The 10610-nt window shown below is 67.4% G+C and carries 12 protein-coding genes and 1 pseudogene (1 of these 13 only partly in view); 4 read left to right on the forward strand and 9 right to left on the reverse strand.

The window, feature by feature from the left end; all coding sequences use genetic code 11:
- Positions 1–20: 20 nt before the first annotated feature.
- Entirely contained in the window at positions 21–650 is a 630-nt protein-coding gene (locus tag A2X88_05095) for a hypothetical protein (GenBank protein OGP34993.1), read from the forward strand.
- 2 nt (positions 651–652) lie between these two features.
- Here the strand turns inward: A2X88_05095 and A2X88_05100 are convergent, their stop codons facing one another.
- The 9 genes from A2X88_05100 to A2X88_05140 form a co-directional block, all read right to left on the reverse strand.
- Entirely contained in the window at positions 653–1039 is a 387-nt protein-coding gene (locus A2X88_05100) for a hypothetical protein (GenBank protein OGP35009.1), read from the reverse strand.
- Entirely contained in the window at positions 1036–1902 is an 867-nt protein-coding gene (locus A2X88_05105; GenBank protein ID OGP34994.1) for a bifunctional 5,10-methylene-tetrahydrofolate dehydrogenase/5,10-methylene-tetrahydrofolate cyclohydrolase, read from the reverse strand. The genes A2X88_05100 and A2X88_05105 overlap by 4 nt, the downstream gene beginning before the upstream one ends.
- Before the next feature lie 2 nt (positions 1903–1904).
- The gene (locus A2X88_05110; GenBank protein ID OGP34995.1) at positions 1905–2195 is read right to left on the reverse strand and encodes a hypothetical protein; all 291 of its coding nucleotides are present in this window, start codon (positions 2193–2195) and stop codon (positions 1905–1907) included.
- A 76-nt stretch (positions 2196–2271) separates the two neighbouring features.
- Positions 2272–3897: a chaperonin GroL gene (locus tag A2X88_05115; protein OGP34996.1), complete on the reverse strand. Its 1626-nt coding sequence runs from the start codon at positions 3895–3897 to the stop codon at positions 2272–2274.
- 43 nt (positions 3898–3940) lie between these two features.
- Positions 3941–4234, reverse strand: a complete 294-nt coding sequence (locus tag A2X88_05120; GenBank protein OGP34997.1) for a co-chaperone GroES — start codon at positions 4232–4234, stop codon at positions 3941–3943.
- 153 nt (positions 4235–4387) lie between these two features.
- Positions 4388–4660 carry a hypothetical protein gene (locus A2X88_05125; protein ID OGP34998.1) on the reverse strand — a complete coding sequence of 91 codons (273 nt, stop codon included), beginning with the start codon at positions 4658–4660 and terminating at the stop codon, positions 4388–4390.
- Between the two features lie 9 nt (positions 4661–4669).
- On the reverse strand, positions 4670–4951 hold the full coding sequence (locus A2X88_05130) for a hypothetical protein (protein ID OGP34999.1): 282 nt from the start codon (positions 4949–4951) through the stop codon (positions 4670–4672).
- Entirely contained in the window at positions 4948–5844 is an 897-nt protein-coding gene (locus A2X88_05135) for a phosphorylase (GenBank protein OGP35000.1), read from the reverse strand. The genes A2X88_05130 and A2X88_05135 overlap by 4 nt, the downstream gene beginning before the upstream one ends.
- A gap of 20 nt (positions 5845–5864) precedes the next feature.
- Positions 5865–6485 (reverse strand): hypothetical protein, encoded by a 621-nt coding sequence (locus A2X88_05140; GenBank protein OGP35001.1) that lies wholly within the window; start codon positions 6483–6485, stop codon positions 5865–5867.
- Positions 6486–6640: 155 nt separating this feature from the next.
- Here A2X88_05140 and A2X88_05145 point away from each other — a divergent pair, with 155 nt between their 5' ends.
- The 3 genes and pseudogenes from A2X88_05145 to A2X88_05155 form a co-directional block, all read left to right on the forward strand.
- Positions 6641–7660, forward strand: a complete 1020-nt coding sequence (locus A2X88_05145; protein OGP35002.1) for a 3-deoxy-7-phosphoheptulonate synthase — start codon at positions 6641–6643, stop codon at positions 7658–7660.
- Positions 7661–7682: 22 nt separating this feature from the next.
- Positions 7683–10001, forward strand: coding sequence for a hypothetical protein (locus A2X88_05150; GenBank protein OGP35003.1), 2319 nt, complete (start codon positions 7683–7685; stop codon positions 9999–10001).
- 73 nt (positions 10002–10074) lie between these two features.
- A pseudogene (locus tag A2X88_05155) lies at positions 10075–10610 on the forward strand (isoleucine--tRNA ligase) (it continues 2242 nt past the right edge of the window).

Consider the following 10610-nt stretch of genomic DNA (forward strand, 5'->3'; position numbering starts at 1 on the left):
GACGGGTTCCGGACCTCCCGGTGAACCCGGAACTTCCTCCGGAGAGGGAATTCCCCGTCGTCCCCCCGTCGAAGGCGCGGGAGCAGGCGGAGGTCGCACGGGAAACTGCGGAGAGGGAGCCCTTACGGGCCCTCGAGACGGGGAAGACGGAGGAACCCCGGTCGCTCCGGGACCTGACCCCTTCGCTGGGGAAGATGGTGCTGGCCCGGAAAGATCCCGGCGCGGGGCGCGGGCAGGAATCCTCCAGGGGGACCGCCGCGGGAACCGGGGGGAAGGCCGCCGAGAAGGGGGAGATCGCGGAGGAGCGGGGGGGGGCGCACCTGACCTCCCTGAACGCCCCGGAGATCCAGTACATCTCCTACTTCGCGGGGATCAAGCGGAAGATCGAGCTGGTGTGGCAATACCCGTACGACGCGCAGGTCGCGGGGGTCCAGGGGAACCTGGTCGTGGAGTTCGTCATCGGCAGGAACGGGAAGCTCGCCGGCGTCACGCTCGTCCGCAGCTCCGGCCAAAGGATCCTGGACGACGAGGCGCTCGGCGCCATCCGGAAGGCGGCCCCCTACGACCCGATCCCGGCGCAGTACGGGATCCCGGACCTGAAGATCCGGGCCCACTTCATCTACGAGATGCACTCGCTCCGGATCCGGTAGTCCTACCGTTCCTTCGCGGCGTATTCCCCGTACTCCTCCGGCCCGAGCAGGGCATCCGTCGCCCCCGTACCGGACGGCCGGATGACCAGCAGCCACCCTTCCCCGAACGGCTCGGCGGTGATCCGCTCCGGGGAGCCCTCCAGCGCGGGGTTCACCTCCGCGACGACCCCGGAAACCGGCGAGACGACCTCGCAGACCGCCGTGGAGGACTCCACGAGCCCGACCGGCTCTCCCGCCTCCACATCGGTCCCCGGGGGGGGGAGCTCGACATACACGACGTCGCCGAGGAAGGAGCAGGGAATGTGGGTGAACCCCACGCGCACGCCCGCCGGCTCGAGTCGGGCCCACACGTGGGTGCGGGCGTATCTGCGGTCCGCGGGGAGACTCAGGGGAGGGTCGCCGCGGCCCGGCGGGCCGCCGCTTCCAGCGTGTTTTGGAGCAGCATGGCGATCGTCATCGGACCGACCCCGCCGGGGACCGGCGTGACCTTCCCGGCGACCTCCATCGCCTCCCCGAACGCCACGTCGCCGACGAGCCGCCCGTCCGGGAGGCGGTTGATCCCCACGTCGATCACCACGGAGCCGGGTGCGAGCCAGGAACCGCGGACCATCTCCGCCTTCCCGACCGCCGCCACCACGACGTCGGCGCCCCGGACCACGCCGGGGAGATCCCTCGTCCGGGAATGGCAGATCGTCACCGTCGCGTGCCGGGAGAGAAGGAGCAGCGCGACCGGCTTCCCGACGATGTTGCTCCGGCCGACGACGACGGCATGCTTCCCCTTGAGCTCCACGCCCTCGTGGTCGAGCATCCGGAGGATACCCAGGGGGGTACAGGGGACGAAGGAGGGCTGCCCGGTCAACAGGCGCCCGGCGTTTACCGGGTGGAAACCGTCGACGTCCTTCGCGGGGTCGATCGACTCGAGGATGCGGGTCTCGTCGATCCGGTCGGGGAGGGGCAGCTGGACGAGGATCCCGTGGACCGCGGCGTCCGCATTCAGCCCCGCGACGATGTCCAGGAGCTCCTCCTGGGAGGTGGAGGCGGGAAAGTTCATCTGGCGGGAGAGCATCCCGACCTCCCGGCAGGCCTTTCCCTTGTTCCGGACATACACGGCGGAGGCGGCGTCGTCGCCGACGAGCACGGTCGCCAGGCAGGGGAGGACCCCGGTCCTTCCGGAAAACTCCTCCACCTTCCCCTTGACCTCGGTCCTGACGGCCTGCGCAATGGCCTTTCCGTCGATGAGCTGGGCCGGCATGTCTACTCCGCTTTCGGGCACCCGGCGCAGGCGGGGGATGCGGGCTCGCCGGAAGCGGCGCAGGCCGGAGCCTTGGCCTCGTCCTTCCCCTGGCCGACGCCCCTGCCGTTCCCCTTGGCCGCATAGTCGGTCGCGTAAAAACCGGTCCCCTTGAGGACAAAGGCTCCCGGCGACATCATCTTCTCGAGCTTCCCCCTGCACGAGGGGCAACGTTTGAGAGGTGGGTCCTGCATCCCCTGGATCTTTTCCGTCACTCCGTGGCACTTCCTGCACTGGTATTCGTAAATAGGCACGGGACCTTCTCCTTCAAAAAAGGGGGCCGGTCGCCCGGCCCCCTCTGTCGTTATCGGACGTTCATTATACCCGTTGTTAATACATCCCGCCGCCGCCGCCCGGAGGCATCGGCGGCATCTTCTCCTTCTCTTCCGGCTTCTCGGCGATCGCGCACTCCGTGGTGATCATGAGCCCCGCGACGGAAGCCGCGTTCTGCAGGGCGACCCGCGCGACCTTCGTCGGGTCGAGGATCCCGGCGGCAATCAGGTCCTCGAACTTCTCGGTGGCCGCGTTGAAGCCGAAGTTCCCCTTTCCGTTCTTGATCTTGTCCACGACCACGCCGCCGTCCTGGCCGGCGTTGATCGCGATCTGCTTCGCCGGCTCGAACAGAGCCTTCCGGACGATATCGACGCCGGCCTGCTGGTCGTGTTCGAGCTTCATGCCGTCCAGAACCTTGGCCGCCCGGATGTAGGCGACGCCGCCGCCGGCAATGATCCCCTCCTCCACCGCTGCGCGGGTCGCGTGGAGTGCGTCCTCGACGCGCGCCTTCTTCTCCTTCATCTCGCTCTCGGTGGCCGCCCCGACGTTCACGACGGCGACTCCCCCGACCAGCTTGGCCAGCCGCTCCTGCAGCTTCTCCTTGTCGTAGTCCGAGGTGGTCTCCTCGACCTGCGCCCGGATCTGCTTCACGCGGCCCTCGATGTCGGCCTTCTTGCCGGCCCCGTCGATGATCGTGGTGTTGTCCTTGTCGATGACGACCCGCTTGGCCCGGCCGAGGTCGGTCAGCTGGACCGCCTCGAGCTTGACCCCCATCTCCTCGGCGATCGCCTTCCCGCCGGTCAGAACCCCGATGTCCTCCAGCATCGCCTTCCGGCGATCGCCGAAACCGGGGGCCTTCACCGCGCAGCAGTGGAGCGTCCCGCGCAACTTGTTGACGACCAGGGTGGCCAGCGCCTCCCCCTCGACCTCTTCCGCCACGATGAGGAGCGGCTTGCCCGAACGGGCGATCTGCTCGAGGAGGGGCAGCAGGTCCTTCATGTTGGAGATCTTCTTTTCATGGATCAGGATGTAGGGGTCCTCGAGGATGACCTCCATCCGCTCCGGGTCGGTGACGAAGTAGGGGGAGAGGTAGCCGCGGTCGAACTGCATCCCCTCGACAATTTCGAGGGTCGTCTCCATCCCCTTGGCCTCCTCGACGGTGATGACCCCTTCCTTTCCCACCTTGGACATCGCCTCGGAGATGATGTTGCCGATCGTCTCGTCGTTGTTCGCCGAGATCGTCCCCACCTGCGCGATCTCCTTCGGGTCCTTGGTCGGCTTCGACATCTTCTTGAGCTCCGTCGCGATCGCCTCGACCGCCTTTTCGACGCCGCGCTTGAGGTCCATCGGGTTGTATCCGGCGGCCACGAGCTTCGAGCCCTCCCGGTAGATCGCCTGCGCCAGAATGGTTGCGGTCGTCGTCCCGTCACCGGCGACGTCGCTCGTCTTGGAGGCGACCTCCTTCACCATCTGGGCGCCCATGTTCTCGTATCTGTCCGACAGCTCCACTTCTTTCGCGACTGTAACCCCGTCCTTGGTGACAAGCGGTGAGCCGAAAGACTTCTCGATGATCACGTTCCGTCCACGAGGCCCCAGCGTCACCTTGACGGCGTCGGTGAGGATGTCCACGCCGATCTTGATCGCGGCGCGGGCGTCCGTGTCGAACTTCAGTTGCTTTGCCATCTTTACCTTCCTCCTTTTTATTGTTCCTTTTTCCGCAGGGTGGTTATTTCTTCTGGATCACCGCGAGGACGTCTTCCTCCCGGAGAATCAGATGCTCTTCGCCATCGATCTTGATGTCCGTCCCGGAATACTTGCCGAACAGGATCTTGTCCCCCGCCTTCACCTCGGGGGCGACCCGGGTCCCCGTATCGGTCACCTTGCCCGGCCCCACGGCGACCACCAGCCCTTCCTGCGGCTTCTCCTTTGCGGAGTCGGGGATGATGATCCCTCCCTTGGTCTTGTTCTCCTCCTCCACGCGCTTGATCAGAATCCTGTCCTGCAACGGCCTGACCTTCATGGTGCCTCCTCCTTTAAGAAATAGAGTATAGAATGAATGCCTTACGGCTGTTAGCACTCAACAAGGACGAGTGCTAACAGAGACTATAACCCCGAGGGAAATCGGTGTCAAGAGGGAAACCGAAAAAGAAGAAATGCCTTGCTAACCGGATGGTTACATTTTTTTCTTCGCCATCTCCTCCTCGAAGTATTTCCGGTAGAGGATGTCCCACTCCCGCCCTCCTTCCGGGACGCGGCGGGAGAGACCGGCGATCTTCCGGCGGACGAAGGTGTCGATCTCGTCCTCCGCGCGGACGTAGTCGGCGAAGGCGCCCTTGGCCTCGCGGAGCGCCATCCCCTCGTCGGGGAAATCGGCGAGGTCGTCCTTGTAGAGTCGGTCGATGACCCTGCGGGCCAGGTGGGAGATGCGGTCCTCGGTCAGACGCACGGGATCCTCCTACAAGACGATCTTGCGCTCGTGCGCCAGCCGGCCCTTGATCTTCTGGAACAGGACGCGGGAATCGGCCCGGGAGTCCGCCATCTCCCGGCTGTGCCTGTCCAGGAGCCCCTCGACCTCCCGGTCGAGCGCCTCCTCCCGGCGGAAATCCTCCACGAGCTCCCCGATCATCTTCTCGAGAAGCACCGCGTCCGGCACCTTCGGCCGGATCCTCCCCTTCGCCTTCCACCGGGAGAGGATCGTCCGGCAGACCTGCTGGATCTGGTCCTCCCGGAGCTTCACCCGCCCCTCCTTCGGGGGACCGACACCCACTTCCGGAAATCCGGGCCGATCCGCCCCGCCTTCCGGTATCTTTCCATCGATACGGAGCAGGGGCAATCCCTTTCGCGCCCGGCGAGCCGCCGCGCCGCGGAAATCGCCAGCGCCGGGATCGCGTTCTTTGTCCGCTCCACCTTCTCCTCCCCGGAGACGGCGAGCATCCCCTCGAAGAGCGCCCCCTTTCGGTAGGGCATCGGCCGGACCCCTTCCGCGAAGTTGGTCAGGTAGGCCACCGGCGCGTAGCAGATCTCCAGCTCGCGGGCGAGAAAAGCCTCCGGGCAGAGAGTCATCCCCACCATATCGGCGCCGGCCGCAGCGTGGAACCGGATCTCGGCGGGGGTCTCCAGCCGGGGCCCCTCCGTGCAGGCGTAGGTGCCGGACCGGTGCAGCCGGATCCCCTCCCGCCGTTTCACGTTCCCCCAGGCCTCCCGGAGGGCGCAGCGGATCGACTCGCAGAAGACGGGGAACTGGCGGAGGAAGCCGATCCCCTTCCCCTCGTAGAAGGTGGAAGGGCGGCTCCGGGTGAAGTCGAGCAGGTCGTCGGGGAGCGCGAGGTCCCCGGGGCGGTATGCCTTCGAGAGGATCCCCGGCCCGGACCATGCGATGATCCGCTCCACCCCCAGCTTCTTCGCCGCGTAGATGTTCGCCCGGTAATTGACAAACGGGGCCGTCTTCTCGTAGCGGAGCTCGCCGTGGCGGGAAAGAAACAGGAAGCGGAAGTCCTTCCGTTCGTACAGATGGATCGGCGCGGAGGTGCCGTACGGGGTGCGGACGCGACGCGTCCCGAGACGGCGCCCGAGCGACCCATCCGGGAGCGAGTAGGCCCCGGACCCTCCCAGGAGGAGGATCCGGGGCATATCGGGATGCCTTGCCGTTCTCAGAACGATATCCGCACCCCGAGGCTTAAGGTCCAGCCGCTGACGTCCACGTCGATCCCGTTGAATGTCGGCTCGACCCAATGGTACTTCCCTTCGAAATTCAGCGCCGTCCTCGGATTCAGCCAGGCATCCAGACCGAGAGAACCGTACCCCCCGATCGTCGTGTCGGAATCGTCGATTCCCGGCTCTTCCAGGCCTGCGAAGTAGATCCCCAGCCCCGCGCCGATGTACGGCTCGATCACCGGGGCGGGTATGATCAGGCGCGCCCCGAAGGTCAGCGGAACGACGGCGACCTCATCGGACCCCCGGTCGGCGGCGTACATGCCGAAGGTCCCCTCGATCGCCAGGTTGTGGGAAACGCGGGACCCGATGCCGACGTCGAAGCTCCCCCCCGTGTCGTAGCCGCCCAGTCCGCCCCCCGAAAGGGTCGGATCATCGTCGTTCGGTTCGAACAGCCCGATGTGCCCGAAGAAATAGGTCTGCCCGTGCACCGCGTGCCGCGGGGGAGGAACCTCCGCCCCCCGCCTCGGTGGCGGCGCGTCTCCCCGGTACCGGTCGTACCGGTCCGCCTGCGCCGGTTGCGCGAAGGCCGCGCACAGCAGACCGGCCAGAAACAGCAATGCCGCTTTCCTCATCCCGTGTTCCTCCTTCCCTCCCGCCGGACGGCGGGAATCCTGTTCAGGGTACCCTCCCCCATGCTGGAAATAAAGAGGGGCTTGGGACTATAATTGTTTCTTTCCGAAACCAGTATACGCGGGAGCGCGGGGAGATATTCATGATCATCGTCATGCGGGCGGGTGCATCGACCCGGGACACCCGGGCCGTCATCCGGAAGATCCGGGACCTGGGGTACACTCCCCACACGATCTACGGGAAGACCCGGAACGTCATCGGCGCCATCGGGGACGAGCGGGGGAAGTTCGTCCTCCAGTCTCTGGAGTCGCTCTCCGGCGTGGAGCGGGTCGTCCCGATCCTGAAGCCCTACAAGCTCGCCAGCCGGGAGGTGAAGCCGGAGCGGACCGAGATCCGGCTGGCGCCCGGCGTCTCCGTGGGAGGGAAACAGCTCCTGGTCATCGCCGGCCCCTGCTCGGTGGAGAGCGAGCGGCAGATGGTCGAGACGGCCAAGGCGGTGAAGGCGGCCGGGGCGCATGTGCTGCGCGGCGGGGCGTTCAAGCCGCGCACCTCCCCGTACGCCTTCCAGGGGCTCGAGAAGCGGGGGCTCCGCTACCTCCGGAAGGCGGGGGACGCCGCCGGGGTGCCGGTCGTCACCGAAGTGATGAATCCGATGGACGTGGAACTGGTGGCGGAATATTCCGACATCCTCCAGGTCGGGGCTCGCAACGTGCAGAACTTCTCCCTGCTGAAGCGGATCGGCAAGTCGAAACGGCCGATCCTGCTGAAGCGGGGGATGATGACCACCATCACCGAATTCCTGATGAGCGCGGAATACTGCCTCTCCGAGGGGAGCCGGAAGGTGATCCTCTGCGAGCGCGGGATCCGGACCTTCGAGGATTCGACGCGCAACACGCTGGACCTTTCGGCGGTCCCCGTCCTCCAGGAGAGGACCCACCTCCCGATCATCGTCGACCCCTCCCACGGGACCGGCCATTCGCAGTACGTCCAGCCGATGTCCTGCGCGGCGGTCGCGGCGGGAGCGGACGGACTGATGATCGAGGTCCACCCCTCGCCGGAAAAGGCGCTCTCCGACGGCCCGCAGTCGCTGACCTTCGCCCGCTTCCGGGCCGTGATGGAGGCGCTGCGGCCGTTCATCGCCGCCGCGGGAAGGACGATCTGAGCGGGCAGACGCCCGGCGGGACATGATGGGCCTTCTCCGTCCTCGCCGCCGCCTCCTCCTGCTCCTCGCGGGGCTTCTCCTGCTCCGGTACGGCTACCTGTACTACAAGGTCGGGCACGAGCTTTCCCGGAACATCTGGGAGGTCCCTTCGATCCTCTACGGACGGCCCACGGCGGTCCGCGCCGGGGACGACCTCGGAAACCTGCGGCTCGAGGAGAGGCTGCGCGCCCTCTCCTACCGGAAGGTGGAGGGGAAACCCCCGGCCCCGGGAAGCTGGTCCGAGGAGGAAGGAACGCTCCGGGTGTACACGCGCGGATTCCGGATCGGGGACCGGGAGTACCCCGCCTTGCGGAGGGAAGCCGCGGTCGTCGACCGCCGGATCGTTTCCCTCGCTGCCGAATCCGGAGGCGCCGTCGAGGAGATCCTTCTCGAGCCGGAGGAGGTGACCCGGATCCTCGGGCCCAGGATGGAATCGCGGCGGCTGGTTCCGCTCGCGGCCATCCCGAAAGCGCTCCAGGACGCCGTGCTCGCCGCGGAGGACTCCCGGTTCTACACCCATTTCGGGCTCGACTTCCGCGGGATCCTCCGCGCCCTGGGGACGAACCTGCGCAGGATGCGCATTGTGCAGGGAGGCTCCACCATCACCCAGCAGCTCGCGAAGAACTACTTCCTGACGCCCAGGCGCACCCTCTGGCGGAAGATCCGGGAGGCCGAGCTGGCGATCCTGCTCGAGATCCGGTTCCGCAAGGAGGAGATCCTCGAGGCCTACCTGAACAAGATCTACTTCGGTCAGGAGGGCTCGAGGGGGATCTACGGCGTGGAGGAGGCGGCCCGCTTCTATTTTTCCAAGGGGGTCGGCGAGCTGAGCCTGGGGGAGTGCGCCCTCGTGTCGGCGATCATCCGGTCGCCCAACCGCTACTCCCCGCTCCGCTTTCCGGACGCGGCGCGGGAGAGGCGCAACTGGGTCCTCGGCCGGATGAAGACGCTCGGGATGATTCCGGAGGAGCGGTTCCGCAAGGCAAGCGCGCTCCCGGTCCGGACGCGGCCGCGCCCCCTTCCGCCCCGCCTCGCGGAGTACTTCACGGACTACATCGAGCGGGTCGCCGAGGAGAGCTTCGGCGGCAAGTTCTCCCGGACCGGATACCGGATCTACACCTCCCTCGACCCGGTCCACCAGAGGGCCGCGGAGCGGGCCGTCTCGCGGGGGCTGTCGGGGATCGTCCCCGCCTCCGGAGGAACGAAGGGAGAGCCGGAGGAGCCGCTCCAGGCGGCCTTGGTCGCGGTGGACCCGCGCACCGGGGAGATCACCGCCATGGTGGGGGGGAAAAGCTACGCGGAGAGCCAGTTCAACCGGGCGGCCGACGCGAAGCGCCAGCCGGGGAGCGCCTTCAAGCCGTTCCTCCTGCTCGCGGCGATGCAGGACGCCGTGAAGGGGAAGGGGGAGGTCACGCTGGCCTCCCAGCTTTCCGGCGAGCCGATCTCCCTTCCCGGGGCGGACGGCCCCTGGGAGCCGTCCAACTTCGAGGGGAAACTCTACGGGATGGTCACGGTCCGCAGGATGATCGAGGAATCGGTGAACACCGCCGCGGTGCGCCTCGCCCTGGGAGTCGGGCTTCCCCGGGTGGTGGAGGAGGCCCGCGCCGCGGGGATCGCCAGCCCGCTCTCCCCCGTTCCCTCCATCGCGCTCGGGAGCTTCGAGGTCACCCCGCTGGAGCTGGCCGGCGCCTACGCGACGCTGGCCTCGGGGGGGATCCGGCGCACTCCGTATCCGCTGGCGGCCGTCGTGGGGGCCGACGGGGAGACGGCCCCGGTCGAGAAGCCCGGGCAGCAGGAGGCGGTCGACCCCGCCGCCGCGTTCCTCGTGACCTACGCGCTCGAAGGGGTGCTGGACCGGGGAACCGGCCGATCGGCGCGGGACGAGGGGATCCTCTTCCCCGTCGCGGGGAAAACCGGCACCACCGACGGGAACCGGGACTCCTGGTTCGTCGGCTACACCCCGGAGGTGGTCTGCGCCGTCTGGGTCGGGTTCGACTCCGGGCGGGACACGGGGCTGACGGGAGCCTCCGGCGCGCTCCGGATCTGGTCCCGCTTCCTGCGGGAGATCTACCCCTCCGGGGCGCCGGCCCCCTTTCCGGTTCCCCCCGGCGTCACGATCGCCGAGATCGACCCGGAGTCCGGGCTCCTGGCCACCTCCGCCTGCCCGCAGCGGTTCCTCGAGGCGTTCCCCGACCGGCTGGCCCCCGCGGAGAGCTGCCCCCTCCACCCGGCCCACCCCCTCGTGGACACCTTCCGGAGGGGGTTCCGCGGGATCCTGGAGTTCTTCGAAAATCTCTTCCGGTGACGGGTCCGGATACCCTGGACCCGGAATCCATGGTATAAAGTGGGATTTCCTCCATCCTGGAGCCCCGAGGGATATGGACTACAAGGACACGCTGAACCTCCCGCGGACCGACTTCCCGATGCGGGGGAACCTGGCGCAGCGGGAGCCGGAGATCCTCGCCCGGTGGGAGAAGGAAGGGCTTTACCGGCGGATCGTGGAGCACCGGAAAGGGCGGGAGAAGTTCGTTCTCCACGACGGCCCCCCCTACGCGAACGGTCACATCCACATCGGCCACGCGCTGAACAAGATCCTCAAGGACATCATCGTCAAGTACCGCGGCATGTCCGGGGCCTGGGCGGAGTATGTCCCCGGGTGGGACTGTCACGGGCTGCCGATCGAGCACCAGGTGGACAAGGGGCTGGGCGCCCGGAAGGAGTCGATCACCACGGGGGAAAAGCGCCGCCTCTGCCGCGACTACGCGGCCAAATTCATCGACATCCAGCGGGAGGAGTTCCGGCGGCTCGGGGTCCTGGGCGACTGGGAGAACCCCTACAAGACGATGACCTTCGACTACGAGGCGGGGATCCTGCGGGAGTTCGGCCGGTTCGTGGAGACGGGGGCCGTCTACCG

The sequence above is a fragment of the Deltaproteobacteria bacterium GWC2_65_14 genome, from assembly GCA_001797615.1.
GTDB lineage: Bacteria > Desulfobacterota > Deferrimicrobia > Deferrimicrobiales > Deferrimicrobiaceae > GWC2-65-14.

Bases quoted from the DNA above. Each gene is read 5' to 3' on its own strand.
- A2X88_05105 (OGP34994.1), bottom strand. From the start codon at position 1,902: ATGCCGGCCCAGCTCATCGACGGAAAGGCCATTGCGCAGGCCGTCAGG.
- A2X88_05115 (OGP34996.1), bottom strand. From the start codon at position 3,897: ATGGCAAAGCAACTGAAGTTCGACACGGACGCCCGCGCCGCGATCAAG.
- A2X88_05120 (OGP34997.1), bottom strand. From the start codon at position 4,234: ATGAAGGTCAGGCCGTTGCAGGACAGGATTCTGATCAAGCGCGTGGAG.
- A2X88_05135 (OGP35000.1), bottom strand. From the start codon at position 5,844: ATGCCCCGGATCCTCCTCCTGGGAGGGTCCGGGGCCTACTCGCTCCCG.
- A2X88_05145 (OGP35002.1), top strand. From the start codon at position 6,641: ATGATCATCGTCATGCGGGCGGGTGCATCGACCCGGGACACCCGGGCC.
- A2X88_05150 (OGP35003.1), top strand. From the start codon at position 7,683: ATGATGGGCCTTCTCCGTCCTCGCCGCCGCCTCCTCCTGCTCCTCGCG.